This is a genomic window from Curtobacterium sp. MCBD17_028 (assembly GCF_003234875.1).
Classification (GTDB): domain Bacteria; phylum Actinomycetota; class Actinomycetes; order Actinomycetales; family Microbacteriaceae; genus Curtobacterium.
The window spans coordinates 23,815-49,530 of record NZ_QKTQ01000011.1; the positions used below are offsets into that span (position 1 = coordinate 23,815).

Annotated in this window: 25 protein-coding genes; 10 read left to right on the forward strand and 15 right to left on the reverse strand. The window is 73.1% G+C overall.

Annotated elements, in window-relative coordinates; translation table 11 throughout:
* Positions 1–22 precede the first annotated feature (22 nt).
* Together DEI86_RS12320 and DEI86_RS12325 are read left to right on the forward strand one after the other, a co-directional pair.
* The gene (locus DEI86_RS12320; RefSeq protein ID WP_111049695.1) at positions 23–1,819 is read left to right on the forward strand and encodes a dihydroxyacetone kinase family protein; all 1,797 of its coding nucleotides are present in this window, start codon (positions 23–25) and stop codon (positions 1,817–1,819) included.
* Positions 1,816–2,277: a ribose-5-phosphate isomerase gene (locus DEI86_RS12325; protein ID WP_111049696.1), complete on the forward strand. Its 462-nt coding sequence runs from the start codon at positions 1,816–1,818 to the stop codon at positions 2,275–2,277. Before DEI86_RS12320 ends, DEI86_RS12325 begins: the two co-directional genes overlap by 4 nt.
* Positions 2,278–2,424: 147 nt before the next feature.
* Here the strand turns inward: DEI86_RS12325 and DEI86_RS16905 are convergent, their stop codons facing one another.
* The 3 genes from DEI86_RS16905 to DEI86_RS12335 form a co-directional block, all read right to left on the reverse strand.
* Entirely contained in the window at positions 2,425–2,850 is a 426-nt protein-coding gene (locus DEI86_RS16905; protein ID WP_258376539.1) for a RidA family protein, read from the reverse strand.
* A 92-nt stretch (positions 2,851–2,942) separates the two neighbouring features.
* Entirely contained in the window at positions 2,943–3,614 is a 672-nt protein-coding gene (locus DEI86_RS16910) for a hypothetical protein (RefSeq protein WP_258376540.1), read from the reverse strand.
* 8 nt (positions 3,615–3,622) lie between these two features.
* Complete coding sequence (locus DEI86_RS12335) at positions 3,623–4,297, reverse strand: LppP/LprE family lipoprotein (RefSeq protein WP_146244923.1); 675 nt, start codon at positions 4,295–4,297, stop codon at positions 3,623–3,625.
* On the opposite strand from DEI86_RS12335, the gene DEI86_RS12340 reads away from it, so the two are divergent.
* Complete coding sequence (locus DEI86_RS12340) at positions 4,296–5,180, forward strand: oxidoreductase (protein ID WP_258376541.1); 885 nt, start codon at positions 4,296–4,298, stop codon at positions 5,178–5,180. The genes DEI86_RS12335 and DEI86_RS12340 overlap by 2 nt on opposite strands.
* 23 nt (positions 5,181–5,203) lie before the next feature.
* Here DEI86_RS12340 and solA read toward each other — a convergent pair whose 3' ends face one another.
* The 4 genes from solA to DEI86_RS12360 all read right to left on the reverse strand — a co-directional run bounded on the left by solA (position 5,204) and on the right by DEI86_RS12360 (position 9,452).
* Positions 5,204–6,343, reverse strand: a complete 1,140-nt coding sequence (solA, locus tag DEI86_RS12345; protein WP_111049700.1) for an N-methyl-L-tryptophan oxidase — start codon at positions 6,341–6,343, stop codon at positions 5,204–5,206.
* A 10-nt stretch (positions 6,344–6,353) separates the two neighbouring features.
* Positions 6,354–7,307, reverse strand: coding sequence for a 3-hydroxyacyl-CoA dehydrogenase family protein (locus DEI86_RS12350; protein WP_111049701.1), 954 nt, complete (start codon positions 7,305–7,307; stop codon positions 6,354–6,356).
* On the reverse strand, positions 7,304–8,284 hold the full coding sequence (locus DEI86_RS12355; RefSeq protein ID WP_111049702.1) for a sugar phosphate isomerase/epimerase: 981 nt from the start codon (positions 8,282–8,284) through the stop codon (positions 7,304–7,306). The genes DEI86_RS12350 and DEI86_RS12355 overlap by 4 nt, the downstream gene beginning before the upstream one ends.
* A 286-nt stretch (positions 8,285–8,570) precedes the next feature.
* Positions 8,571–9,452, reverse strand: a complete 882-nt coding sequence (locus DEI86_RS12360) for an NAD-dependent epimerase/dehydratase family protein (RefSeq protein WP_111049703.1) — start codon at positions 9,450–9,452, stop codon at positions 8,571–8,573.
* 97 nt (positions 9,453–9,549) lie between these two features.
* On the opposite strand from DEI86_RS12360, the gene DEI86_RS12365 reads away from it, so the two are divergent.
* On the forward strand, positions 9,550–10,128 hold the full coding sequence (locus DEI86_RS12365) for a TetR/AcrR family transcriptional regulator (RefSeq protein WP_111049704.1): 579 nt from the start codon (positions 9,550–9,552) through the stop codon (positions 10,126–10,128).
* A gap of 188 nt (positions 10,129–10,316) precedes the next feature.
* Here DEI86_RS12365 and rlmN read toward each other — a convergent pair whose 3' ends face one another.
* From rlmN to DEI86_RS12390, 5 genes are all read right to left on the reverse strand, one after another.
* Positions 10,317–11,567 carry a 23S rRNA (adenine(2503)-C(2))-methyltransferase RlmN gene (rlmN, locus tag DEI86_RS12370; RefSeq protein WP_111049705.1) on the reverse strand — a complete coding sequence of 417 codons (1,251 nt, stop codon included), beginning with the start codon at positions 11,565–11,567 and terminating at the stop codon, positions 10,317–10,319.
* 236 nt (positions 11,568–11,803) lie between these two features.
* Positions 11,804–12,712 carry a hypothetical protein gene (locus DEI86_RS12375; protein WP_111049706.1) on the reverse strand — a complete coding sequence of 303 codons (909 nt, stop codon included), beginning with the start codon at positions 12,710–12,712 and terminating at the stop codon, positions 11,804–11,806.
* A gap of 251 nt (positions 12,713–12,963) precedes the next feature.
* Complete coding sequence (locus tag DEI86_RS12380) at positions 12,964–14,442, reverse strand: mannitol dehydrogenase family protein (RefSeq protein WP_111027384.1); 1,479 nt, start codon at positions 14,440–14,442, stop codon at positions 12,964–12,966.
* A gap of 291 nt (positions 14,443–14,733) precedes the next feature.
* A complete protein-coding gene (locus DEI86_RS12385; protein WP_146244924.1) occupies positions 14,734–17,271 on the reverse strand; it encodes a glycosyltransferase in 2,538 nt (845 codons plus the stop codon).
* A gap of 197 nt (positions 17,272–17,468) precedes the next feature.
* A complete protein-coding gene (locus tag DEI86_RS12390; protein WP_111011469.1) occupies positions 17,469–18,410 on the reverse strand; it encodes an NADP-dependent oxidoreductase in 942 nt (313 codons plus the stop codon).
* Positions 18,411–18,522: 112 nt separating this feature from the next.
* On the opposite strand from DEI86_RS12390, the gene DEI86_RS12395 reads away from it, so the two are divergent.
* Positions 18,523–18,945, forward strand: a complete 423-nt coding sequence (locus tag DEI86_RS12395) for a PPOX class F420-dependent oxidoreductase (RefSeq protein WP_111011478.1) — start codon at positions 18,523–18,525, stop codon at positions 18,943–18,945.
* Positions 18,946–18,955: 10 nt separating this feature from the next.
* On the opposite strand, the gene DEI86_RS12400 is transcribed toward DEI86_RS12395, so the two are convergent.
* On the reverse strand, positions 18,956–19,489 hold the full coding sequence (locus tag DEI86_RS12400; RefSeq protein ID WP_111049708.1) for a hypothetical protein: 534 nt from the start codon (positions 19,487–19,489) through the stop codon (positions 18,956–18,958).
* Between the two features lie 257 nt (positions 19,490–19,746).
* Here DEI86_RS12400 and DEI86_RS16575 point away from each other — a divergent pair, with 257 nt between their 5' ends.
* The 3 genes from DEI86_RS16575 to DEI86_RS12410 are packed head-to-tail and all read left to right on the forward strand — an operon-like array spanning position 19,747 to position 21,297.
* Complete coding sequence (locus DEI86_RS16575) at positions 19,747–19,908, forward strand: hypothetical protein (protein WP_181434685.1); 162 nt, start codon at positions 19,747–19,749, stop codon at positions 19,906–19,908.
* A gap of 5 nt (positions 19,909–19,913) precedes the next feature.
* A complete protein-coding gene (locus DEI86_RS12405) occupies positions 19,914–20,186 on the forward strand; it encodes a hypothetical protein (RefSeq protein WP_111011467.1) in 273 nt (90 codons plus the stop codon).
* 7 nt (positions 20,187–20,193) lie between these two features.
* Complete coding sequence (locus tag DEI86_RS12410; RefSeq protein ID WP_111049709.1) at positions 20,194–21,297, forward strand: SDR family oxidoreductase; 1,104 nt, start codon at positions 20,194–20,196, stop codon at positions 21,295–21,297.
* Positions 21,298–21,408: 111 nt separating this feature from the next.
* Here the strand turns inward: DEI86_RS12410 and DEI86_RS16915 are convergent, their stop codons facing one another.
* Entirely contained in the window at positions 21,409–22,347 is a 939-nt protein-coding gene (locus DEI86_RS16915) for a C40 family peptidase (protein ID WP_258368772.1), read from the reverse strand.
* A 182-nt stretch (positions 22,348–22,529) separates the two neighbouring features.
* On the opposite strand from DEI86_RS16915, the gene DEI86_RS16580 reads away from it, so the two are divergent.
* Together DEI86_RS16580 and DEI86_RS12425 are read left to right on the forward strand one after the other, a co-directional pair.
* Entirely contained in the window at positions 22,530–22,925 is a 396-nt protein-coding gene (locus DEI86_RS16580; protein WP_181439771.1) for a hypothetical protein, read from the forward strand.
* A gap of 11 nt (positions 22,926–22,936) precedes the next feature.
* Positions 22,937–24,496: a hypothetical protein gene (locus DEI86_RS12425; RefSeq protein ID WP_111049710.1), complete on the forward strand. Its 1,560-nt coding sequence runs from the start codon at positions 22,937–22,939 to the stop codon at positions 24,494–24,496.
* 57 nt (positions 24,497–24,553) lie between these two features.
* On the opposite strand, the gene DEI86_RS12430 is transcribed toward DEI86_RS12425, so the two are convergent.
* On the reverse strand, positions 24,554–25,663 hold the full coding sequence (locus tag DEI86_RS12430; protein ID WP_111049711.1) for a hypothetical protein: 1,110 nt from the start codon (positions 25,661–25,663) through the stop codon (positions 24,554–24,556).
* Positions 25,664–25,716: the final 53 nt, after the last annotated feature.

Sequence of the window (25,716 nt, forward strand, 5' to 3'; positions counted from 1 at the left end):
GTCCAACGAAGGAGCGAGTGTCGTGACGCGTCTGTGGAACCAGCCCACCCAGTTCGTCGACGAGATGATCGAGGGCTTCGTCCTCGCGAACGGCGATCGTGTCCGCCAGGTTCGAGGCGGCGTGACCCGGTCCACGAGGAGCCCGGACCCCGAGGTCGCCGTGGTCATCGGCGGCGGTTCGGGTCACTGGCCGGCGTTCGGCGGTCTCGTCGGTCCGGGGCTCGCGCACGGTGCGGCGATGGGCAACCTGTTCGCGTCGCCGTCGTCGATCCAGGTCGAGTCGGTGATCCGCGCGAGTGAGCAGGGCCGGGGCGCCCTGCTCAGCTACGGCAACTACGCCGGCGACGTCCTCAACTTCACGGCAGCGCAGGACGCGGTCCGGGCGGACGGCATCGACTGCCGCACGGTCCTCGTGACGGACGACATCTTCAGCGCGTCGAGCGACGAGCGCGGCAAGCGTCGCGGCATCGCGGGCGACCTCACGGTGTTCAAGGTGGCCGGGGCCGCCGCTGCCGAGGGCATGGACCTCGACGACGTCGAGCGCGTGGCGGTGCTGGCGAACGAGCGGACGCGGTCGATGGGCGTTGCGTTCAGCGGCTGCACGCTGCCCGGCGCGGACGAACCCCTGTTCGACGTCCCCGAGGGGCGCATGGCGATCGGGCTCGGCATCCACGGCGAGCCCGGCATCGACGAGACCGACATCCCCAGCGCCGAGGGGCTGGCCGAGCTGTTCGTCGAGCGGCTCCTCGCCGAGGCGGAGATCCCGGAGGGCGTCGACCTCGACGACGCGCGCGTGGTCCCGATCCTCAACGGGCTCGGGTCGGTCAAGGTCGAGGAGCTGTTCGTCGTCTACCGCTCGATCGCCGGGCTGCTGCAGGACCGCGGGCTCACCGTGGTCGACCCGCAGGTGGGCGAGTTCTGCACGAGCTTCGACATGGCCGGCGCGTCCCTGACCCTGCTCTGGCTCGATGACGAGCTCGAGCGGCTCTGGACCGCGCCCGCCGACACCCCGGCGTTCCGTCGGGGCAGCGTCCAGCAGGACCTCGTGAGCGCCGGACCGACGGCCGCGGAGGCCGACACGGAGGACGCGATCCGGCCCTCCAGTGCGGAGTCCCGCGAGTCCGCGGCACACATCGTCGACCTGCTCCGCACGGTCGCGACGACGGTCCAGGACAACGTCGACGACTGGGGTCGCCTCGACTCGATCGCCGGCGACGGCGACCACGGCATCGGCATGCAGCGCGGTGCGAGCGCGGCACTCGACGCCGCGACTGCCGCTCTGGAGGCCCAGGGCGGCGCCGCCACGGTCCTCCACCGGGCGAGCGCGGGCTGGGCGGACCGCGCGGGCGGGACCTCGGGCGCGCTGTGGGGCGTGCTGCTGCGGACCCTCGCGAGCGAGCTCGACGACGAGACGCAGCCGACCGCCACCGCCGTCGCGACCGGTGTCGCCCAGGGCCGGGAGGCCGTGCAGTCGGTGGGCGGCGCGGCCGTCGGTGACAAGACGATGGTGGACGCGCTCGTGCCGTTCGCGGACACGCTCACCGCGCGGGTCGAGGCGGGCGACGACCTGGCGACCGCGTGGGCCGCCGCTGCCTCCGCTGCCGAGGAGGGTGCGGCGTCGACCGCGGACCTCGTGCCGCACCTCGGGCGCGCGAAGACGCACGGCGACAAGGCCGTCGGCTCCCCCGACCCCGGCGCGGTGTCGTTCGCGGCGATCGTCGGCGCCGTTGGCGACGCACTCGCAGATGGCACGGACGACGACGGAGTACACCGGGACCCCGGAGCGACAGACCGTCGCGAGGAAGGAGCCACGCGATGACCCAGTGGCGATTGGTGATCGGCTCGGACGACGCCGGGTACGACTACAAGGAAGCGATCCGCAAGGACCTCGAGTCGAGCGACCTCGTGGCCTCGGTGGTCGACGTCGGTGTGGACGCCGACGGGCACACGAACTACCCGACCGTGGCGACCGCCGCGGCAGAGATCGTCGCCCGCGGGGACGCCGACCGGGCGATCCTGCTCTGCGGCACCGGCCTCGGCGTCGCGATCTCGGCGAACAAGGTCCCGGGCATCCGAGCCGTGACCGCTCACGACTCCTACTCGGTGGAGCGCTCGATCCTGTCGAACGACGCCCAGGTGCTCTGCATGGGGCAGCGCGTCATCGGCCTCGAGCTCGCCCGCCGCAACGTGCGGGAGTGGCTGACGTACGAGTTCGACAGCTCGAGCGCGTCGAACGACAAGGTCGAGGAGATCCGGGCGTACGAAGCGGCGCACTGAGCGGAACTGCGTCGCGGTCGGCCTGAAGCGAGACTCCCCGGCACTCGGGTCGCGCTCACGGGCGGCGTCGTCCTCGTCGCAGCCTCGGGGCGGGGTCTTGCCGGGCCTCCCAGCCCATCGAACCGGCGCGCAACGGCCGCGTGGACGTCACCGATCGAGGACCGCGGCGACCGCCTCGATCTCGACGAGCTGCCCGTCGTACCCGAGCACGGTGACGCCGAGCAGGGTGCTCGGGACGTCGTGAGCACCGAACGCGGCACGCACGACGTCCCAGGCGGCGATGAGGTCCGCCTGCCGCGACGACGCGACGAGGACCCGCGTGCTGATGACGTCCTCGACGCCGGCGCCTGCCGCGCGAAGCGCCGTCACCATGTTCTCGACGCACTTGGCAGCCTGTCCGGCGTGGTCCCCGAGCGCGACGGTCGCGCCGGTCTCGTCGAGGGGACAGGCCCCCGCCAGGAACACCAGCCGCGCGTCGGCGGGAGCGGTCGCGGCGTAGGCGTAGTCGACACCCTGCGCGAGGCTCGCGGACCGGATGAGCGTCACGGTCTTCGGATCGGTCGTCTCGCTCACGCGACCATCCTCCTCGCTCCTCGTCAGCGTGGTCCGGCACCGGGCCTTCCGCTCGATCACCTGCACAGGACGAGGCGTGGGCCGCCGAGTAGTCAACGGCCGAGCGCCCGCTCCATCACCGCGATCGACTGCCTGGCCGCGTACTCGTCGCGCTCCGTCTGCGCGTCCTCGACCCGCAGGTGCACGACGCCCGTGTACCGGCTGGTGCTCACGCCGTCGCGTGGGGCGAGGTGCAGCACGACGCCCCATCCCTGCTCGGACTGTTCCCACGAGTGGTCCGGGGTGTGGAACGGCTCGATCGACAGCACCTCGGCCCGCTCCGCGAGGCGACGGCCCTCCGTGTCGGTCGCGGTGTCCCAGAGCGCGATCCCCCGCGCGGAGAACGCGAGCTGGCACGGGAACGTGACGGAGAGACCGGGGTCCCACGCGGCGAGGTCGTCCTTCGTCGTCGGGGTCGCCAGCGCGCTGACGAAGGCGATCCCGGGATGCCGGGCACTCAGCGCCCCGCGCTCGTCCCTCCGGCGGAGTCGCACCAGACGCAACGGGCCACCGGCCGCGCACGCGATGGTGGCGAGACCCCCGGCGCGCAGGGCGAGCGGGAACGCGTCCGAGTGGACGCCGTGGATGCGGACGAGCAGCACGACCGTCAGGACCGCGAACACGACGGCGAGCACGCTGAACACGATGGTCGACGGATGCCGCCGGGCCGTCACAGCGAGCGACGCCGACGTCGTGCGGTGCTCGCCCACCGGCACGTCGGACACGGGCTGACTCACTGCGCCGGAGGCGTGCTGCCGTCCATCGTGACCTTCCCGGCACCGGCGTCCCAGGTGTACGTGGCGTTCGCGCGGCCGGACGGATCGGCGTCGGAGTCGTTGCCCTGCGGGTACGGGTAGGTCACGGCGATGCTCGTCGACGAGGTCCGCCGGACCGTGGGCTGGAAGGCGTACTGCTCCTTCGTCGCGGTTCCGAGGTAGGTGCCGTCGTGGAACAGCAGGATCGCGTACGGGGAGCTCGCCGTGGAGCCAGAGACGGTCACGACCGACCACGACAGCGGCGCGCAGGGGTCGTACCCGGAGTAGTCAGCGCCCGCCGCGTCCCAGTGGGCCGTTCCCCGCAGGTTCACCGGGAGCGGGAGTGTCGCGATCCCCGTCGCGGCGGCAGCCCGCCCCGCCGCGGGTCCGCACGTGCTCGTCGCGCTCGGGGTGCTCGTGGTGCTGGGCGAGGCGGGGGCGGCGGACGGTGTCGGGGTGCTGTGCGTGACCGTGCGCGCCGTGCTGCTCGGGTGCGGCGAGGTGGTCCCGCCCGAGCATCCGGCCAGCACCACGGTGAGCGCCGTGCCGAGGAGGACCAGACCCGAGGAACGTCGTGTGAGCATGCCTCCACATTGGCCCCGCTCGCCGAGCGCGTCCTGACCGTGCGCCGAAGCGGCCAGGATGGAGTCCATGGACCCGAGCATCGCGATCGTCGGCCCGGGTGCGATCGGCACGACGGTGGCAGCAGCGCTCCACGAGGCCGGTCGGACCCCGCTGCTCGCCGGCCGGACGCCGCGGGAGCACCTCCGACTCCGGACCCCGGACGGCGCGGTCGTCGTCGTCCCCGGGCCGGTGCACACCGATCCGACGACGGTGTCCGGACCCGTCGACCTCGTGTTCCTCGCCGTCAAGGCCACCCAGATCGAGGCCGCCGGGCCCTGGCTCCCCGCGCTGTGCCACGCAGACACGGTCGTGTGCGTGCTGCAGAACGGGGTGGAGCAGGAGGCGAGCGTCGGTCGGTGGGTCGCGGGCACGGTCCTCCCGGCCGTCGTGTGGTTCCCCGCCCAGGCCGAGCCGGACGGCACGGTGGCGCTGCGGCGACCGCCGCGCCTCACGCTCCCCGACGTGCCGGCGGCGCAGTCGGTGGTCGATGTCCTCAAGAGCACCCGGTGCGCGGTCGACGTCACCGAGGACTTCGTGACCGTCGCGTGGCGCAAGCTCCTCCACAACGCCGCCGCGGGGCTCATGGCGCTGAGCGGGCGGCGATCCGGGATGTTCCGACGTGAGGACGTCGCCCGGCTGACGCTCGACTACCTCGCCGAGTGCCTCGCCGTGGCGCGGGCAGCGGGCGCCCGCCTCGGCGACGACGTCCCACAGGAGGTCCTCTACGGCCTCCGCGCACAGCCGGCGGACCTCGGGACCTCGATCCTCACCGACCGCGCCGCTGACCGCCCGCTCGAGTGGCGGGTCCGGAACGAGGTCGTGGCACGGCTCGGCCGCATGCACGGCATCCCGACCCCGGTCAGCGACGTGGTCGTGCCGCTGCTCGCCGCCGCGAGCGACGGGCCCGGCTGAGCCGGGAGGCCCGGCGCGGACGGTCAGGCGATCGGCACGGGGGCCATGACATCACGGAGCCGGAAGGCGCTGATGTCGTCGTCGGTCCGACCATCGAGGGCGAGTTCCGCCAGGATCCGCCCGATCGTCGGCGTGAACTTGAACGCGTGGGCGGCCCCGAGCGCGACGAGCACGTCCGGGTGCCCCGGCAGCGCGTCGACCACGAACCGCCGGCCGGGGGTCAGCGTGTACTGGCAGGTGATGGTCCGGACGTCCGCGCCGCTGGCGGGCAGGAACCCGCGCATGAAGGTCCGCAGCTGGTCCAGGAGCTCCTCGGAGTGCCGGAAGGTCCGCTCGTCGGGCGTCATGCGGTTGTCGGAGGCGTCTCGACCCGCCTTGACGGTCGGCTCCCCGTAGGTCGGGAACCCGTAGTAGCAGGGCTCGTCCTCCCAGATCCACACGGGGAGCCGGTCGTCGCCGAAGTCCTCGGGGCGGTCCGGCCCGAAGTACGTGACCTGCTCCTGCATCGTCACGAGCGGGACCTCGACACCGAGGGGCGCGATGAGCGCGTTCGTCCACGCATCGGCGGCGACGACGACCTTCCGCGCTCGGACCTTCCCCGCGGTCGTCATGACCACGACTCCGTCGGGTTGGGGTCGGAGCTCCTCGACCCGTGTCCGGTCGCGGAGCACCGCTCCGTGCGACCGTGCCTGCATCTGGAGCGTCGCGACGGTGCGCGACGCGGGGACGATCCCGGTGTCGGGCGAGAACACGGTCTCGACTCCCGGGGGCAGGGTGAACTGCGGCCATCGGGCGGCGACCGCGTCCCGGTCCATGAGCTCGAACGGCAGGTCCTGCGCCGTGAGTGCCGCGGTGAAGGCCGTCACGGGGTACGGACTGCCCGGTGGCACGAACACGACGCCGCCGGTGGTGGTCACGAGGCGTTCGCCGCTGACGCGTTCCAGCGCGGCCCAGTCCCGGTACGCCGACTTCGCGAGCCGGACGTAGGCCTCGTCGCCGTACGAGGTGCGGAGGATCCGCGAGGTGTCGTGGGAGGCGCCGCGCACGTGGCCGAACTCGAACTGTTCGAACAGGACCACCGTCGCGCCTCGGAGCGCCAGGTGGTGGGCAGCGGCGCTCCCCAGTGCCCCGGCGCCGACGACGGCGACGTCGAACTCCTCCATCGCGGTCCGGTCAGTCGATCGGTGCGGGGCCGAGCTCGTCGAGCAGCTTCTGCAACGCGACGTACGCCCGGTTCCGGTACGCCACGAGCTCCGGCGTCCGGTCCGCCGGGACGTCGAGGTACCCAGCGCCCGACTTCGTGCCGAACTTGCCCTCGGCCACGAGCGCGGCGAGCGACTCCGGTGTCGCGAACCGCTCCGGCCACCGGGTCTGGAGGGACGCGTAGCAGAACGCGTACACGTCGAGTCCCGCCATGTCGGCGATCGCGAACGGGCCGAACACGGGCAGCCGGAAGCCGAAGGTCGTCCGGACGATGGTGTCGATGTCCTCGGGGCTGGCGATGCCCTCGGCGGCGATGTCGGCGGCCTCCGAGAACAGCGCGTACTGCAGGCGGTTGAGGACGAAGCCGACGCTGTCCTTGACCCGCGCGGTCTGCTTGCCGGTCGCGCGGACGATCGTCTCGGCGGTCGCGATCGCGGACTCGGTGGTGGTCTCGTGCGGGATGATCTCGACGCCGGGGATGAACGGCGCGGGGTTCGAGAAGTGCACCCCGAGGAACCGTTCGGGTCGCTCGACGGCCTCGGCGAGTGCGCTGATGCGGATGGTCGACGTGTTCGAGCCGATCACCGCCTCCGGGCCCGCGGCCGCGCTGATCCGGGCGAGGGTGGCGTGCTTGATCTCGATCTTCTCGGGCACGGCCTCCTCGATGAACTCGGCGTCGGCGACGGCGGCCTCGACGGACTCGGCGGGGTGGACGAGCGCGGCGATGCGCTCGACGGCATCGGCGGGGAACAGCCCGTCGGCGACGAACTGCCGAGCCTCGTCGAGCAGCCGCGTGTGGTTGCTCGCGGCGATCTCGGCGGAGACGTCGGCGAGGGCGACCTCGGCCCCGGACAGCGCGAGCATCTGCGCGATCCCGCCACCCATGTACCCGGATCCGACGACGGCGGCTCTGATCTGACTCATCGTGCGACCTCCTGGGGCAGCAGGGTGCGGATGTACCGCTGGTTGGTGGCGCAGACGCCGAGGCTGTCCCCGCCGTACTGCTCGGTCATGATCATGCCGCGGAACCCGACGTCCACGGCCTCGCGCAGGACCTGCCGGTAGTTGATGATGCCGGTCTCCATCGTCGAGGGGACGCTCGTCGCCCAGGAGCCGTCGCCGGCCTCGTCGCGTGTGTAGTTCTTGACGTGCAGGTAGTTCGCGTACGGCAGGGTCGCGGAGAACACCTCGCGCCAGTCCTCGACCGGACGGTGCAGGCGGATGAGGTTCGCGACGTCGGGGTTGAGGCCGACGTTGTCGAGGCCCACCGCCTCCACGAACCGGACGGCGCTCTCGGCCGTGCCGAGGTACGTGTCCTCGTACATCTCGAGCGCGAGGGGCAGCCCGACATCGGCGGCGTGTTTGCCGAGCTCGCGGATCGACCGGACGGCGCGGTCCCAGACCTCCGGGTCGTCGGGGTCCTTCGGCCCGGGCGCGGTCCAGAACCACAGGGCCTTGCGCTGGGCCTCGCTGAACGGCTGGTGCAGGCCCGTCGAGAACACCTGCATGCCCCACTCCGCCGCAGCGTCGATGGTGCGGTGCGCGTACGCGAGGTTCTCGTCCTCGTGCCCGGGCATGATCACGCTGCGGCGCTGCAGGTGCACGCTGGGGATCCCGATGCCGTGCTCCTTGGCGGTGGCGAGCAGCTCGTCACGTTTGCCGGGATCGTAGTCGGCGGGGCGGATCCGGTCGTCGGCCATCTCGGCGAGCGTGAAGCCCACCCGTTCGATCTGGGCGAAGATGTCGTCCCACACCGCGATCGGGGCGTCGTGCAGCGTGGTGCCGTCGCGGCCGACCGGTGGGAACCCGTGCAGACACACGGCGATCGGCCAGGTGTCGGCGGTCCAGGTGGCGGGGTCCCAGTCCTGCTCGGTTCCGGGTCGGTCTGGTCCTCGGGCCACGGTGCCTCCTCGCACATCGGCGTCATGGGCGACACCGGGGCCGACGTTACTCCGGTGGTGACCGCGGGCGCCCGGACCCGGGCGTCTCGGCTGAGTTCGCGCGCGGTCGTCGTCGGCGCGCGCGGGTGCGCGCGGTCGTCGTCGACGCGCGCGGGTGCGCGCCGACGACGAGTGCGCGCGCCAGCGACAGCGCAGTTGTCGTCGGCGCGCGCACGTGCAGGGGCCGCGGCGGGTCGGCCGGGAGGGACGGTGCCAGCCCGCCCCGTCCCTCCCGGCCGCCAGGGGGTCAGGGCTGCACGAGCTCGAGGTCCTCGAGCACGCTCGGGTGCGTCGGGGTCCAGCCGAGCGCCCGGCGGGTGATCGCGCTCGAGGCCGGCTGGTCCGTCGCGAAGATCGGTCCGAACGGGCCGAAGGTCTCCTCGGGCACCTGCTCGACCGGCAGGCCGAGGCGCCGACCGATCACCCGGACGAGGTCGATCACGGCGTCACCCTCGTCGGCGACGGCGTGCCACGCGGACCCCGCCGGGGCGGACTCGAGCGCCAGCCGGAAGAGCACCGCGGCGTCGGCGGCGTGCACGGCGGGCCAGCGCTGGCTGCCGTCACCCGGGTAGCCCGCGACGCCGGTCCTCCTGGCGTTCTCGGTGAGGAGCCCGGCGAACCCGCCCGTCCCGTTCGCGTGCACCGTGCGGGGCAGGCGGATCGCCGAGGACCGCACACCCCGGTCGGCGTACCCGAGGATCGCGTTCACGGTGATGCCGCGCCCGCCGACGGGTCCGTCGGTCGGCAGCGGGTCCTCCTCGGTGGACGGGCGGCCCTCCGCCCACGGCGTCCCGGAGACGACGACGAGCGGACGGTTGCTGCCCACGAGCGCGTCGGCGAGCGTGGTCATCGCCGCGGTCTCCTCGGCCATGCCCTGCTGCAGCGACTCGGTCGACCCGTAGTCGCGGCTGAACGCCAGGCTGATCACGCCATCGACCTGCCCGGCCGCGGTCCGGAGGACGTCGAGGTCGGCGATGCTCCCCCGGATCGTGCTGGCGCCGGCCTGCTCGAGCGTGGCGGCCGAGGCCTCGGAGCGAGCGAGGGCGAGGACGGTGTGGTTGTTGGCGAGCAACTCGGCGACGACGGGCGTGCCGATCGTGCCGGTGCCGCCGGTGACGAAGACGTGCATGGGGACTCCTCGGGGTGATGAGACTGTTGTCCCATCACCGTAGCACCGTGATGGGACAACTGTCCCATCACCGGCCCGGAGTCGTAGGATGAATGGCATGGCGCGATGGGAACCGGGAGCGCGGGACCGACTCGTCCTCGCGGCCGTCGACCTGTTCACCGAGCAGGGCTACGACGAGACGACAGTCGCGCAGATCGCCGAACGTGCCGGCGTCACCAAGAGCACCTTCTTCCGGTACTTCCCGGACAAGCGCGAACTCCTCGTCGCCGGGCAGGAGACCCTGAGCACCCTGCTCGCCGAGGGCATCGCCGCCGCTCCCGGCGACGCGTCCCCGCTCGAAGCCGTCGCAGCCGGGCTCGCACGCGCCTCGGACGAGATGGGACCGATGAACCGCGACATCGGGCCTCGGCTCCGGGCCGCCGTCGCCGCGAGCGCGGAGCTGCAGGGACGGGACGCGCTGAAGAGCGTCGGGCTCGCCGTCGCCATGACGGACGCGCTCGTCGCCCGCGGTGTCGCGGCCGCCACCGCGCACCTCGCGGCCGAGATGGGTCTGCTCGCGTTCAAGCAGGGCTACAGCCGCTGGGTCGAGGGTCCGCGCGACGACGATGCCGGGCTCGCGCCGCACGCGCTCGCCGCGCTCGAGGACCTCCGGGCCGCGACGGCGTCACTCGGCTGACGCTGCGGCCCGGCGCGCCGCATCTGCGCGCGCCGCACGTGCGCACGCCGACGACGAGTGCGCATGCGGGCGCATGTCCCGTTGTCGTCGGCGAGCGCACCCCGCACCGGACGTCGGACGGGAGGGACGGCACTAGCCCGCACCGCGCCTCCCGGCCGGCGGGCGGTCGCCGCCGGCGGGCGGTCGTCCTATGCGTCGGCGGCGGCGAGCTGCCCGCAGGCGCCGTCGATCTCCTTGCCGCGGGTGTCGCGGAGCGTCGTCGGGATGCCGGCGTCGTTGAGGCGCCGCACGAACTCGTCCGTCACGTCGCGCTCCGACGCCGTCCACACGGAGCCGGGCGTCGGGTTGAGCGGGATCGGGTTGACGTGGACCCAGCCGTGGCCGCGCTGGTTGAGCTTGTGCGCGAGCAGGTCGGCGCGCCAGGCGTGGTCGTTCATGTCCTTGATGAGCGCGTACTCGATCGACACCCGACGGCCCGTCTTCTGGAAGTAGCGGTACGCGGCGTCGATGGCCTCGTCGACCTTCCAGCGGGAGTTGACCGGGATCATCTCGTCGCGGAGCTCGTCGTCGGGCGCGTGCAGGGAGAGCGCGAACGTGAGGGGGATGCCCTCGTCGGCGAGCTTGTCGATCGCGGGCACGAGTCCGACCGTCGACACGGTGATGTGCCGGGCGCTCATGCCGAGGCCGTTCGGCTGCGGTGCGACCATGATGCGCACGGCGTCCATCACGCGCTTGTAGTTCGCGAGCGGCTCCCCCATGCCCATGAACACGATGTTCGTGACGCGCTCGGGGTCGGTTCGGTCCTGGCCGCCACGGGTCGGGGCACCCGCGAGCTCCCCCGCCGCCAGCGCCGCGTTCGCCCGGACGATCTGCTCGACGATCTCGGCGGTCGACATGTTGCGCGTCAAGCCGTTCTGCCCGGTGGCACAGAACGGGCAGTTCATCCCGCAGCCGGCCTGCGATGACACGCACAGCGTGATCCGCCCCGGGTACCGCATGAGCACCGACTCGACGAGGGCGCCGTCGTGCAGCTTCCACAGGAACTTGATCGTGTCGCCCTTGTCGGTCGTCAGGCGCCGGGCCTCGGTCAGGAGGGGCGGCAGCAGTCCGGCGACGAGCTCCTCGCGTCCGGCGGCGGGCAGGTCCGTCATCGCCGCCGGGTCCGAGGTGTAGTGCGTGAAGTAGTGCGTCATGAGCTGCTTCGCCCGGAAGCCCGGCATGCCGAGCTCCTTGACACGGGCGATGCGCTCCTCGGCCGTCAGGTCCGCGAGGTGCACCGGCGGCTTGCCGCGCTTCGGCGAGGCGAACTGCAGCAGCGGGCGGCCCGTCGGGTCGAGCTGCTGCTTCCAGCCCTCGGTCGTCGGACGGACCTGGGGGCGGGCTGCCTCCGTGCTCACGGTCGCGGGGCGGAGGCCGGGGGTGCGGAGGTCGGAGGGCATCGGGCGATTCTACGGGACCCCGGTCGTTTCCGACAGTCCGGGCGTCCTGCTGCCCCCGCCCCGGCCGGTCCGCCTGTTTCCGCCACCCCCCGGCGTCGTCCGACAACGGCAAGGTCGGCTGATACGCCCACATCCGGTGCTTCCGCAACCACCGACGGTGTGGACGTCGAACGACAGCGGTTCCGTCGCCCGCCGACCCGTCGTCGACGCGGGAATCGCCGCGGGAACGCCCCGGATCAGCCCATTCCGCTGCCCGACGGACCGGCCGCAGGGACGTCATCCGGATGGACATCGAACGCCTCGAACCGCTCGTCGGCCAGGACCGCATCGACCAGCGCCCGGGAGCCGCCGACGATCGTCGAGTCCCAGTCGATCTCCGACGCGACGACCCATGCTCGGTCCGCCGGCCAGATGAGTTGCGGCATCGGCCACCGAGTGGCGCCCCACACGCTCCGCCTCCACCCGATCCTGGCGTCGAAGCCCCAGTCGGGGTCGGCGAGCTCCGCGACGCTGCCCGTGAGCAGCACGTACTCTCGCCACGGCGCCTCGAGGAGTGGTCCGCCCTGGATCGCCGCCGACACCTCGGACGACACGTCGAGTTCGAACTGCTCGAGACGACCGGCCTCCGCCTCGCGCAGGTCCGCCGCCCGCTGCTCAGCCGAGGGCAGCTCTCCCAGATAGCCGACGCCGGCGAAAACGAAGTCCCGGTTCAGCGCGCCCCACCCGCTCCAGACCCCGACCGTCACCGCGTCCGGGGTCGTCGTCGCCGCGCGGAGCGACGACGTGAGCGCAGCCAGGAGGCGCGGCTCGAGTCCGCCCTGCACCGGCGGCTCGACGCTCCACCCGTCCGGCAGGTCGCGGCCGTGCTCGTCCTCGCCGTGTTCGTCCTCGCCGAGCAGCACGGTCGACGAGGTGAGCGGGGTCAGCGGCACCCTGAGGCGCCGCGCGACCTCGGACCAGGTCCACGGGTCGCGGGGATGCTCCGCCGGGTCGTCGTCCCGGTACTCGGTCCGGACCGCCCCCATGGGATGCAGGACCCGGGCGTAGGCCTCCCAACCGTCCCCGACGACACCGCCGACGCTCGCCCACCGGCCGAGCCGGGCCACCAACCACGCACCCCGCTCGACGTCCCCCGTCCACCGCATCGCGCCAGTGTGGCACGGCGGCCGGGAGCGGCGGGGCGGAGGCGCCCCGGGCCTCCCGGACGGAACGACCGATCTGGTGTGGAACGACCGCCGCGTCGTCGCTGCATGCAGGCGCACGAGATGCGTGCGGATGTGGCGACGATGTCGGTGTCGTCCGACAGCGGATCTGTCGAGAACCAGCGGGTTCTTGGGCGGCGGGACGGGCAGAGCGGGCGGGCGCGACAGGACGGGGCAGGCGGGGACGGGCCGCGTCAGCGGCGGACCGACAGGACCTCGTCGAGCGCCGCCTGCGCACCGGCGGAGCAGAGGGTGCCCAGGCTGCGGCGGTAGGGCGTCGTGAACCGCTCGTCGTCGACGAGGTCCCCGAACACGTCCCGGTTGCGCAGGAACGCGAGGTCGTCCGACCGCTGCTGCGCCGCCGCCGGCATGAGGACGTCGCGGAGCTGGTCGACGACCTCGAACCGCTCGCCGTGCTCGCCGACACCCTCGGCGTACCGGGCCCAGCTGGCGACGACCGCAGCCGCCAGGTCGATGGGGAGGCCCGCCTCCAGGTCGGCGCGCACCACCGGCAGCAGCCACTTCGGGATCCGGTCCGACGACTCGGCGGCCAGCCGCGCGAGCGTGTCGAGGATCGCGGGGTTGCCGAACCGCTCCATGAGCGTCGCCTTGTACTGGTCGAGGTCGATGCCCGGCACGGGGTCGAGCGTGGGCGTCGCCTCCTCGTCCATGTAGCGCTCGAGGAGCCGGGCGATCAGCGGGTCGGTCGCGGCCTCGTGGGCGTACGTGTGCCCGGACAGGAGGCCGAAGTACGCCATGGCCTGGTGCGAGGCGTTGAGCAGGCGGAGCTTCATGAGCTCGTAGGGCACGACGTCCTCGACGACCTGCACGCCAGCCGTCTCGTACAGCGGACGGCGCAGGGTGAACCGGTCCTCGAGCACCCACTGCTCGAAGGGCTCCGCGACGACGGGCCAGGCGTCGTCGATGCCGAACTCGTCCCGGACCATCGCACGGTCGGCATCCGTGGTCACCGGGGTGATCCGGTCGACCATGGAGTTCGGGAACGACACGTGCCGCTCGATCCACGCGCCGAGCTCCGGGTCCTTCGCGGTGGCGAACGCGACGATGGTCTGCCGGGCGGTGTCGCCGTTGCCCTGGATGTTGTCGCACGACATCACGGTGAACGGCGGGATGCCCCCGTCGTGGCGGCGGCGCAGGGCCTCGGTGATGAACCCGAACATCGTCGTCGGCGTCGCCCCGGGCGTCAGGTCCGCGGCGATCGCCGGGGCGTCGAGGACGAACTGCCCCGTGACGTGATCGATGTTGTAACCGCCCTCGGTGACGGTCAGGGACACGATGCGCGTGGTGGGCGCGGCCATCAGGGCGAGCACGGCCTCCGGGTCGTCCGGGGCGTACAGGAAGTCCGCGACGGAGCCGATGACACGAGGCTCCAGGGTCCCGTCGGGGTGCTTGAGCACGAGCGTGTACAGGTGGTCCTGAGAGTCGAGCGCGTCGCGCATCTCGGCATCGCGCGGCATGACCCCGACGCCGGTGATCCCCCAGCACAGCTCTCCCCCGGCGTTCATGAGCCGGTCGACGTACATCGCCTGGTGCGCCCGGTGGAAGTTGCCGAGGCCGAAGTGGACGATGCCGGTCGTGACGGCGCTCCGGTCGTAGGTGGGCACGGCGACGCCGGTGAGCGTGTCGAGGGTGGCGTTGCTGAGCGTGGTCATGTGGGGTCCTCCCGTGGCGCGCTCCGTCGCACGCCCCTCCCGTCACTGTACGACCGGTGGTGGCGTCTGCGGGAGTGGTGGCACGGGTCGGGCCGACTCGGACGTGCGCGCATGGACGACGACTGCGCTGTCGTCTGGCGGCGCCCTCGTCGTCCGCGCGCGCACCCGCCCGGTCGTCGTCCGTGCGCGCACCCGCCAGGTCGTCGTCCGTGCGCGCACCCGCCCGGTCGTCGTCCGCGCGCGCACCCGCCCGGTCGTCGTCCGCGCGCGCACCCGCCAGGTCGTCGCACCTCAGGCTCCCGCACGCGCCGCACACCGCTGGCGGAGGAGCGCGGCGAACCGTGCGTGCCTCGCGGCGGCGTACGCCTCGAGCCGCTCGGCCGTGCCGACCCAGGGACCGTCCGAGAGCACCGGGCCGTCGACGACCGCGCGCAGGGCACCGGCCAACGCCTCGGCGTCGCCCGGCGGCACCTCGACCAGCTGAGGACCGACGAGCGGTCGGAGTTCCGCGAGTGCCGGGCTCGACGCCGTGATGACGGTCCGCCCGCACGCGAGCCCCTGCCACACCTTGTTCGGGATCACGGACCGGGCCTTGTCCGACGTGCCGAACACCCCGAGGACGACGTCGTGGTGGGCGATGACGGTGGCGAGCTCCTCTGCCGGCACGGGTTCGAGCAGGGTCGCGTCGACCCGGTCGCCCTCGTCGTGGAGCTGTGCGCGGATCCGCTCGAGGACGGAGGCGTACGACACGAACGTCGCGCGGATGGGGCGACCGACCTCGCCGAGCGCCGACACGATGACCGGGACGCCGTGCAGCGGGACGTCGTGGCCGTAGAACAGCACGCGGAGCGGCCCGGACGCAGCGGCCGCGCGACCCGAGGGCAACGTGCCGGCCTCAGCGGCAGCGCCGGCGCCCGCGCCGGCAGCAACGCCGGCAGCAACGCCGGCAGCAACGCCGGCAGCAGCGCCAGCAGCAGCGCCGGCAGCAGCGCCGGCAGCAGCGCCGGCAGCAACGTCGGCAGCAGCGCCGGTGCGCGACACCGCCGTGGCGCCAGCCTCCGCAGGCTGGACCGCCGGCGGGACCGCCCACGCCGGCGCCCCGACCGGGAGGCTCAGCACGGCCGTCCGCGCCGGCACCCGTTCCCGGAGCGCCGCGGCCCGCACCTCGGTGTCGATGAGCAGCACGTCGGCGGAGCGTTCGGCCAGGCGATCGACGACCCGGCAGCGGAGGGCGCGGAGTGACCGCGGGGCGGCCAGTCCGTGGTCGTCGATGTCCGTCTCGTACTGCCCGACGAACCGATCGACGACGACGACCCCGCCGCGGAGCCGCGCGACGAGTGCGACGAGCGGCGCGACGACGAGCGACATCTCGGCGAGGAGGTGGACGTCGTACCCACGGAGCCCGAGCACCGTGCGGGCGTCGCGGGTCATCCGTCCGATGACGCTCCCGCCCCGGTGGCGCCGGACGACGTCCACCGCGAACCCCGCCGCACGCAGGTGGTGGCGCACGCGGGCGTTCCGCGGGTAGGCGGGGTCGTCGACGCGGACGTGTGCGACGCGGAGGACCGATGTGGCTCGCCGGACGCGCCGTCGCCGCCGCCGATCGAGCACGACGACGGCGACGACCTGCACGGCGAGCACCGCGGCCTCGGCGGAGAGCACCCCGAGCATCGCTCCGCGCGCACCGTCGACGCGGGCGAGGACGAGCACCCCGGGCACCCCGACCAGGCATCCGGCGGCGGCGCTCAGGGTGATCGCGGGGACCCCGCGGAGCGCCACGAGCACCAGGCCACCGGTGGCCCGCGAGGTCGTGACGACGACGACGAGCAGGCCGCTCAGCACGGCGAGGTCGGGCGCCACGGTGGCGACGCCGGCGAAGAACGCGCGCGAGACCGCGGGGACCACGACGACGAACCCGGCGCCGACGAGGACCCCGACGCCGACGTTCCCCCAGAGCGCGACCCAGGCCCGTCGGATCCGCCGGTCCGGATCGGCGGGGCCACCCACCCACCCCTGGAGTGCGGTCGGCAGGGCCTTGAGCGCGGTGAGCGCCCATCGCTGGAGCCGGTCCGCGGCGGCGAACACCGCGACGGCCCCGGGCGCACTGACGCCGGCGAGCGTGATCGGGACGCTGATGTAGGTCGCGCTGAGCACGCGTCCGAGGAGCGGTTGCAGCTGGATCCGGACGGCGCGCACGACGAGCCGCGGGGTGAGCTGTCGCAGGGTCGCCGGTCCGATGCCGAGCAGCGTCGTCCCGAGCACGACCGGCACGAGTCCGCCGACGACCAGGGCGAGGGGGAACACCCACAGCGGCGCACCGGCAGCGAGGGCGACCGCGGCGACGACGACGGGCAGCGTGCGGGGCAGTGTGTCCGCCCAGAGGATCGGCCCCGGCCGCCCGAGGCCGATCCAGCACCAGACGACGTTGACCGAACCGAGTGCCCCCGCGGTGCCGATCCAGCCGACGAGCGCGGGAGCACCGACGGGTACCAGGTGCGCGACGACCCAGACACCCGCGGTCACCGGCAGCAGGACGAGCACCTGGGTCACGAGTGCGAGCCCGACCGAGCGACGGAGGTTGCCGAGCGACTGACGGGCGGACCGCTGCGGTCCGCTGATCCCCCAACCGAGCTCGACGACGACCGCCGCGGCCGCCCCGATCGACTGCCCGAGCGCGACGTCGCGCCACCCCTCCGCACCGAACCGCGCGGCGATCGCGGGGACCGCGACGAGTGGTGCGAGCCCGCCGACGACGGGGAGCACCGCGAACCCGACGAGCCGCCGGATCGCCATGACTCGTCTGCTGTCGGTCGGGAGGAACGGGGCCACCCGCCGACGCTAGGTCGCCGCCGTCACGCTCCGGTCCGCGGCCGACGGCCTCCCGCCGGTCGTCGGGGATGCGTCCCGCCCGGGTTCACCCGTTCGGTCACCCGGACGCACCGAGCCGCGTCATCACGGCGAGGGCGCGGGTACGACGAGGACCGTGCCCCCGCCCACCCGCGCTCGCGCCGCCTCCCGGCCCGGTGTCACCAGACGAGCACGAACCGTCCACGGACGCCCCCGGCCTCCATGCGCCGGTGGGCGTCGCGGGCGGACTCCGGGTCCGCGGCGGGCAGGACCTCGGCGACGCGCAGGGTGAGCAGGCCGTCCTCGACGTCCTGCCGGAGCCGGTCGAGCTTGTGTCCGGAGTGGTACTCGTCGAACACCATGACGCGCTCGAACCGGATGCCCCGTTCGCCGTTGCCCGGCCAGCCGCGCACGGCGACGAAGACGCCCCCGTCGCGGATCGCGGGGACGACCTGCTCGTGCAAGAGCGCGGTGTCCGCGAGACCGTCGACCCCGTCGGGCACGATCGCCCGGATCCGGTCGACCACCCCGTCCCCGCGTTCGACGACGTGGTCGGGACCGAGCGACTCGACGAGCGCACGGTCCTTCTCGGCGGCGTCGGCGATCACGACGAGTCCGGCCTGCTTCGCGAGCGGCACGAGGTACGTGCCGAGGGTCCCGGCGGCTCCGGTCACCATCAGGGTCTGGCCGGGCTCGAGGTGCATGAGCTCGAGGATCCGCACGGCCGTCAGCCCGTTCATCGGGAGCGTGCTGGCCTGCTCGAAGCCGACACCCGCGGGGATCCGGGCGATCGAGTCCGGCGCGGCGACGAGGTGCTCGACGTACGCTCCCCCGTGCTCGCGCAGCGGCAGCGCGATCGCCATGACCTCGTCACCCGTCTGCCACTGGTCGACGCCCTCGCCCACCTCGTCCACGATGCCGGCCGCGTCCATGCCGGGCACGTAGGGGGGCTGCGCACCGCCGAGGTCGCGTCCGCCACCACGAACGCCGGCGTCGGTCGGGTTGACGGCGAACGCCCGCACCCCGATCCGGACCTCGCCCGGGCCGGCGTGCGGCTCCGGGACCTCGTGGACGGCGAGGGCCTCGGGCCCTCCGAACTCCTGCACTCCGATGACTCGCATGCCCCAGGTCTACCGCGGCCACGGTCCTCCACACCCAGCGGCGGCCCGACCGGACGTCGAGGGCGCGGCTGCGAGGATGACGGGGACCGATCCCACGACGAACGGAGACCACATGTCCCTGCCACCGCTCCCCGACGACGCCGTCGCGATGCTCCAGCAGCCGAACCCCGCCGTCATCGCCACCCTGCGGTCGGACGGCACGCCCGTCACCGCGGCCACCTGGTACCTGTGGCAGGACGGCCGGGTCCTCGTGAGCATGGACGACAGCCGTGTGCGCCTCAAGCACCTGCGGCGTGACCAGCGCGTCAGCCTGACGGTCCTCGCCGAGGGCGACTGGTACACCCACGTCACCCTGATCGGCCGGGTGGTCGAGTTGTACGCCGACGAGGGCCTCCGGGACATCGACCGCATCTCGACCCACTACACGGGCGGCGCCTACCCGGACCAGGTCCGTCCGCGCACCACGGGCGTCATCGAGATCGACCGGTGGACGGGCTGGGGCGCGATGAAGGACAACGACCAGCCGACGACCTGACGGACATCGCTCAGCCGAGTCCCGCGAGACCCGTGCGGTCCGGGATCGTGAACCGCAGGTCGGGCAGCCAGGCCGCCGGGTCCTTCCAGCGCGGTGCCATCGGGAGCCGTCCGAGCCGCTTCCGGATCGCCGAGGCCGATGCCGGCTCGGGCAGCACCCGTCGCGGCCCCTCGACGGCGAGCGCCCCGAACCACCAGTGCCGCCAGGTGCCCTCGACGGACTCCGGGTCGAGCACGACGTAGTAGTCCGGCATGACGCGGTGGCCCGCGGCGAAGGCGGCGAGCGCCGTCTCGACCTCGAGCTCGAGCGTGCCGAGCGTGCTGCGGTCGTCGAAGAACTCGACCCACGCGGCGGCGACGTGCGCCAGGGGGTCGGCGTCGTGGACGACGTACGTCCCGTTCGATGCGCTGATCCGCGCGGTGCCATCGGCGTCCGCCTCGCCGAGTCGGAGGGCGTCGACCCCGCGGAGTGCGCCGAGTTCGCCGAGGAGGCCCGTGGCACCGGCACCGACGAGCGCGATGATCGTTGCGGTCTGGACGGCCATGCCCCACTCTACGTCCACACGTCCCACGCGGCGGCCGTGCGCGGAGCCGGGCCGCCGGACCGGTTGCCGCCCAGGACCTGACGGCGAACGAGAGCCGCTGCGCGAAGCACCCGGGCCAGGTCCCGCATCGAACGGACGAGAACCGACATTCTGCCCCTCATCCGAGGTACGGTTGGCGCTACCAGACGGAAGTCGGGAACTGCGTCAGGGCAGTCCCGGCATCGTCACGACCGCGCATGACGACAGGGATGATGGGCATGAGCTCGTACGAGTCCGAACCGGGCGTCGCACCGGTCCGCATCACGACGTTCAAGCGGCAGCGCAAGCTGTGGCGCCGCGGGTACGCGCTCGAGACAGGGCACGACGATCGCTACGAGGACTTCTTCCGCGACTCGTCCGCGTTCCGTCGACGGGACTGATCGACGTGGACGGCTGGCCGGACACCCACCGGCTCGGGCGGGCAGCGTCGCTCCCCGTGGACGCGCCGCAGCGCACGATGACGCCGTGCTTCGCCGCGAGCGGGCAGTGGATGCTCCGGACCCATGCGATCCCCCGACAAGCGGTCGCTGGGCTCCTCGGGTACTCCGAGGTGCAGAGTGGGTTCGACGAGATCGTGTCGATGCAACCCGAGGTCGGGCTGCTCTGTGCCGGCGTCCGGAACGCCGCGCGCACGATCGCAGGAGCCGACGAGACCTAGGACGCCCATGACGACCGAGACCACCGCCCCGACGAACGACGCGGTCCTGGTCGCCGGCGCCGGCGGCGTCGTCGGTCGCAGTGTCGTCGAGCACTTCGCCCGCACCGGTGTGACGACGCGGGGCATCAGCCGCCGGGCGCCGCAGGGTGTGTCCGGTTGGACCCACCTGCCGGTGGACCTGCTCGACGCCGACGCCGCCGTCGAGGGGCTGCGCCCGGCGTCCGACACGACGCGCCTCGCGTTCGCCGCGTACATCGAGAAGGCGGACCTCGCGGAGCAGATCGGCCCGAACGTGGCACTCCTCGAGCACACCCTCGACGCACTCGACCGGCTCGGCGCTCCGCTCCGGCACGTGACGCTCTACCAGGGCATGAAGTACTACGGCGCCCACCTCGGCCGGTTCACGACGCCCGCCAAGGAGGACGACCCGCGTCTCCTCGTGCCCAACTTCTACTACGACCAAGAGGACCTGCTGCGTGAGCGTGCGGCGCAGCGGGGGTTCGCGCTCACGGTGTTCCGGCCCGAGGCCGTGATGGGCTACGCGCAGGGCACGCCGATGAACCTCCTCATGGCGATCGGCACCTACGTCGCGATGACCCGCGAGCTCGGCCTGCCGCTCCGGTTCCCGGGGCAGCGCGAGACGTACGACCGGATCCTGTACCAGATGACGGACGCCGAGCTCCTCGCCCGCGCGACGGACTGGGCCGGTTCGGCGCCGACCGCGGCGGGCGAGGCGTTCAACATCACCAACGGCGACGTCGTGCGGTGGAGTCACCTCTGGAAACGACTCGCGGACCACTTCGGCCTCGAGCTCGGCGAGCCGCAGACGCTCCCCCTGGCGACCGTGATGCCACCGCGCGAGGACCTGTGGAACCGCATGGTGGAGCGGCACGGTCTCGTCCCGACCCCGTACACGGAGCTCGTCGACTGGCGGTTCGGGGACATGATCCTCGGCTCGACGTGGGACAACGTGTCGAACGTGATCAAGCTCCGGCAGGCCGGGTTCGGCGAGTGCCACGACAGCGCCGACCGTCTCGTCGAGCTCCTCGACGACCTCGGTCGTCGGCGGATCCTGCCGGCCGCACCGGGCGTCGAGGTCCAGCCGGTCTGAGCACGATCGGCGCGGACGCCGGGAGGTGCGGATCGGCCTGGTCCCGCGCCTCCCGACGACACGATCCCGGGAGGTCCGGGGCGCGCCGGTCCCGCGCCTCCCGTCCGCCGGTCAGTCGGCGGGCAGGACCCGCGCGAAGTGGTGCGGCGCGGAGAACATCGGGATGATGTCGACGGGTTCGCCCGGGTGCGGTGCCTGGATCACGAGGCCGTTGCCGAGGTAGAGGCCGATGTGGGCCTCGCTGTCGTAGACGACGAGGTCGCCGGGCTGCGCCTCGGACTCGGGGATCGTCGTCGCAGCGGCGTCCTGGGTCGGCACGTAGTGGACGAGCGGGATCCCGACCGACGCGTACGAGACCATGACGAGGCCCGAGCAGTCGATGCCCGCGTGGGTCGCGCCGCCCTCGACGTACGTGTCGCCGAGGTAGGTCAGCGCGGTCTGGATGACCTGCGCACGCTTGCCGCCGGCGCTCAGGGCGTCGACGATCGCGCTCTGCGCGCCGGAGACGGTCGCACCGCCGCTGACGACGACCTCGGTCGGGGCGGGCGCGGCGATGATCGTCGTGCCGTCGTGCTCGATGACGGGGAGCGTGATGTCCCGCGACACGGTGTACTGCTGTGCGCCGGGCGTCGACGAGGTGACGGCCGCGGCGGCGCTGCTCAGCGTGTCCGCGTTGGCGGGGAGCCCGAACGCGATGCACGACGTCATGGCGAGGATCGGGGCGACGATGAGCGAGAGACGCTTCGCGCTCACGGCACGGCGCTCGTGACGGAGGACCGGGGCGGCGACGGCCGGGGCGGTCGCGACGACCGGCAGGGCGCGGGCGGCGGTGACCCGACGGACCGCGGCCAGGCGGGCTGCGGCGTGGTGGGCCTCGGCACGGCGGATCTCGGCCCGGCGGCTCGCCTCGGCGGGGCGGTGCTCGGCGAGGGGCGAGGCGACGACGACGACGCGCTCGGCGACGGTTGCGGTGGGACGGGGACGAACGGCGCTGGTGTCGGCACGTCGGGTGCGGCGGTCCTCGACGGGGAGCGCGTGTCGTCCTGCCATGTGTCCCTTCCTCGTCCCGCCGAGCGCGGGACACGAGAAGATAACGTATTGGTAACCGTCTGACGGTCGCCCTGGCAGCGGGCCGTGCGCGCCTGCGGGTCTCCACAGGTTCGATGCGACCCGTCCGGTGACGCGCGATCTGGGGGATGACCGAACGCCCGGCGCCTCCGTACGGTGACGACATGCCCGTCATCCGTCGATGGAACACCACCGCGAGCGACCGGATCTGGGCGGCGCGCATCGGCCCGGAGAACGCCCGCCGCCTGGCCGGCGTCCGCCTGCCGGCCTACCGCGCCCTCGCCGCGTTCATCGTGCTCCTCGTCGTCGCCGCGGCCGCCGCCGCCCTGGCCCCCGCACCGGTCGGCGTCGTGGTCGCCGCCCTCGCTGTGCTCGCCGGCTCCGCCGTCGTGGGCGTCGGGGTCCGACCGCTGCGCGCGGAGGGACACGCACTCGCGGTGCGCCTCCGGGACCTGGGCCACCGGGTGGACCGCGACGCGCCCCTCAACGACGGCGGCGCGTTCGACCGCTGGACGGCGCGGAACGGACTGCCGCGGGAGCAGCTCGTCACTCCGTGGTGAATGATCGTCGGATGCGCTTCCTGCCGCCCCTGACCGGTCCCCGCATCACGGCCGCCGCGGTCGGGATCGCCGTCGTCGCCCTGATCGCCTGGCTGTGGGGTCCGCAGGTCGCACACGGCGTGGTGCGCACGGGTGTCGCCGGTGCGTTCGTCCTCATCCCCCTCGCGGTGCTGGCCGCGCTCGTGCTCGTGGGACTCCGCGTCGGGCCGTCGCTCCGGGCCGTGCTCGCGGCCGTGCTCGTGCTCGTCTTCGCCGGCTCCGTGGTCGCCTGGGTCCGGCACGCGTACGACGTCGACCGGTTGTACGTCGCCGACGTCCGGACCGTCGACCACCCGGCACCGAGCTTCGCCGAACGCTCCCCGTACGACGTCGCCGCGACCTCGTCGACCAAGAACCTCGGCGACACGACGGGCACGGCGCTGCCGGTCAAGTCGCTCACCGACCAGCGCAGCCACGGACTGTGGGACGCGCTCGTGCAGCGCCGTGGGTTCCTCGCCGGGTACGAGAGCGTCCAGGTCCAGGACATGCCCCTGTTCGGGCAGACCGAGCCCGACCAGGTGAGGACGTGCGACTTCACGCGCACCGCACGGCTCCGCGTCGGAGGGTCCCTGCCGGCCAACTCGCTCACCCGCGCGATCGATGCCGCGACCCCGCCGACCGTCGGTTTCGACCCGACCGACGTCTACGGGTACTGCGACGGCCGGGCCCCCGATGTCGTCGTGCCGTTGACGCAGGTGCACGGGTTCTGGGACACGTCCTACGACTTCTTCGGCGACGCCCTGTACAACGGCCGGACGGGCGAGGTCCGCATCGTGACCCGCGCCACTGACCTCCCCGGCCCCGCGTACCCGCAGTCGCTGGCGAAGCGACAGCGGGTGGCCCTGCGCGCGCTCGGGTCGTTCGGCGACTACTGGTTCCACCGCTCCGGGTACGAGGACACGTCGGACGACTCGGACAACCCCGACTCGTTCAACCCGTCCGAGCTCGGACTGCGCCGCGCGAGCGACGACCACGCCACGTACGTCACCCCGCTCACCCCGCCCGGGTCGTCGTCCTCGGTCGTCGCGCTCTCCGTCGTCGACGCCTCGGTCGGTCACGCCGGCAGCCGGAACCCGATCACGGTCTACGAGTACGAGAAGGGGTCCGCGCGGCAGGCGAACTCGTCGGTGGCCTCGACCATCAAGACCACCTACAGCTACCTGCCCGACTGGGCGAGCGGGCTCAAGATCTTCGAGATCGTGCCCGGAGCGCGGAACCAGTGGGTCGCCTCCATCGGGCAGTCCCAGGGCGTCGTCTACCGCGCGGTCATCGACGCTGCGGGCGCGGCCACGCTGTACGACGCGAACGGCGACGTCGTGACCCGATCGGGCACGGAGTCCGCGGGAACGGACGGCGGGACCGGTGCCTCGGGCTCGAGCGGAGCCTCCGGATCGGCCGGGTCCCCGGACCTGTCGAAGCTGACGCCGCAGCAGCTCCGGGACCTGGCGCAGGCGGCGCTGAACGAGCTCGCCAAGCGGGCGGAGTCGTCGGCCCCGCCGACCACGGCGCCGTCACCGACGCCCGGCGGCTGAGCCGCAGGAACGACGGACGGGAGGCGCTGCGCACGACAGCGGAGTGCCTCCCATCCGTCACACCCCTGGGTGGGGCTGCGGCGGGGCGACCGAGACGGCGTTCGCGGCCGCGACCCCGTCGTCACCGCCGTGGTCGTCGAAGAGGTCGGCGTGCGCGACGGCGTAGGCGCGAGCGCGACGCATCCGCACGACCGCCGCGGGGATGGCGACCGCGGCCCCGACGACCAGGACCCCGAGGTAGACGATGCCGAGCCGCGTCATCCCGTCGAGGGTCAACGACAACTCGTTGCAGGCGATCCCGGCGTACAACAGCGCGAAGTACCCGATCTGCAGCCCGAGGACCGTCGGGACCGTCGAGGCGTACCGCGCCGCAGCCCGTTGGTCCGCCGCCGAGAGGTCGAGGGCCTTCCCACGGAGGACGACCTTGTTGAACTGCCGGAGGCGTGCGAGATCGCGGCCCGCCGCATCCCGCAACCGGCGCTGGAGCGGCACGACCAGGACGACCATCACGATCGCCGGGACCATGAACGTCATCTCCGCCCCGAGGAGTCCCGTCGTCGCGAGGTCGAGACCACGCTCGCGCCCGAGGACCGCATCGACGACGACCCACGCCGACGCGAGGACCACCATGCCAGCGAACACCACCGACACGATCAGGAGCTTCCGACGGATCAGACCGGGGTCCACGGGTTGCCACCGGTAGGGCGACGCCAGTGGGCGCTCGGCGCGCCGGAGGCGGTCACCGAGCGGTCTCGCGACGACGAGCAGCAGCGCGGTCACGAGCGCGACGAGCACGGGCACCCACACGGGTCCGCCCGCGACCACCGTCGCGACGACGAGCAGGCCGACCGCGGCGAGGTCGACCGCGAGCACGACGACGCCCGCCCGACGCAGGTACCGACCAGCGTCGGGCGAGGACCGTCGATCCCAGAACGTGTTCCACGACCCGAGGAGCAGCGGACCGTACACGATGAGGGCGACGCCCGTGCCGGCCGCCACGACGAGACCGTCGGGGCCGCCCCGCAGCTGGATCGCCACGAGCAGTGCTCCGCCGATGCTGAGCACCGTCGACACGAGCACGCTGAGGATGTACGCGAGGATGCGCATGGTCCTGCCTCCCGGCAGCGCCGTCGGGTCGGCGCCGCCGTCGTCATCCTGCTCCGCCACGCGATCGGGTGGAACGACACCTTGACGCATCCTCAGGCTCCGGATCGCTCGTC

Bases quoted from the DNA above. Each gene is read 5' to 3' on its own strand.
- DEI86_RS12325 (WP_111049696.1), top strand. From the start codon at position 1,816: ATGACCCAGTGGCGATTGGTGATCGGCTCGGACGACGCCGGGTACGAC.
- DEI86_RS12340 (WP_258376541.1), top strand. From the start codon at position 4,296: ATGGACCCGAGCATCGCGATCGTCGGCCCGGGTGCGATCGGCACGACG.
- DEI86_RS12335 (WP_146244923.1), bottom strand. From the start codon at position 4,297: ATGGACTCCATCCTGGCCGCTTCGGCGCACGGTCAGGACGCGCTCGGC.
- solA (WP_111049700.1), bottom strand. From the start codon at position 6,343: ATGGAGGAGTTCGACGTCGCCGTCGTCGGCGCCGGGGCACTGGGGAGC.
- DEI86_RS12350 (WP_111049701.1), bottom strand. From the start codon at position 7,307: ATGAGTCAGATCAGAGCCGCCGTCGTCGGATCCGGGTACATGGGTGGC.
- DEI86_RS12360 (WP_111049703.1), bottom strand. From the start codon at position 9,452: ATGCACGTCTTCGTCACCGGCGGCACCGGCACGATCGGCACGCCCGTC.
- DEI86_RS12365 (WP_111049704.1), top strand. From the start codon at position 9,550: ATGGCGCGATGGGAACCGGGAGCGCGGGACCGACTCGTCCTCGCGGCC.
- rlmN (WP_111049705.1), bottom strand. From the start codon at position 11,567: ATGCCCTCCGACCTCCGCACCCCCGGCCTCCGCCCCGCGACCGTGAGC.
- DEI86_RS12375 (WP_111049706.1), bottom strand. From the start codon at position 12,712: ATGCGGTGGACGGGGGACGTCGAGCGGGGTGCGTGGTTGGTGGCCCGG.
- DEI86_RS12380 (WP_111027384.1), bottom strand. From the start codon at position 14,442: ATGACCACGCTCAGCAACGCCACCCTCGACACGCTCACCGGCGTCGCC.
- DEI86_RS12390 (WP_111011469.1), bottom strand. From the start codon at position 18,410: ATGCGAGTCATCGGAGTGCAGGAGTTCGGAGGGCCCGAGGCCCTCGCC.
- DEI86_RS12395 (WP_111011478.1), top strand. From the start codon at position 18,523: ATGTCCCTGCCACCGCTCCCCGACGACGCCGTCGCGATGCTCCAGCAG.
- DEI86_RS12400 (WP_111049708.1), bottom strand. From the start codon at position 19,489: ATGGCCGTCCAGACCGCAACGATCATCGCGCTCGTCGGTGCCGGTGCC.
- DEI86_RS16575 (WP_181434685.1), top strand. From the start codon at position 19,747: ATGAGCTCGTACGAGTCCGAACCGGGCGTCGCACCGGTCCGCATCACG.
- DEI86_RS12410 (WP_111049709.1), top strand. From the start codon at position 20,194: ATGACGACCGAGACCACCGCCCCGACGAACGACGCGGTCCTGGTCGCC.
- DEI86_RS16915 (WP_258368772.1), bottom strand. From the start codon at position 22,347: ATGGCAGGACGACACGCGCTCCCCGTCGAGGACCGCCGCACCCGACGT.
- DEI86_RS16580 (WP_181439771.1), top strand. From the start codon at position 22,530: ATGCCCGTCATCCGTCGATGGAACACCACCGCGAGCGACCGGATCTGG.
- DEI86_RS12425 (WP_111049710.1), top strand. From the start codon at position 22,937: ATGCGCTTCCTGCCGCCCCTGACCGGTCCCCGCATCACGGCCGCCGCG.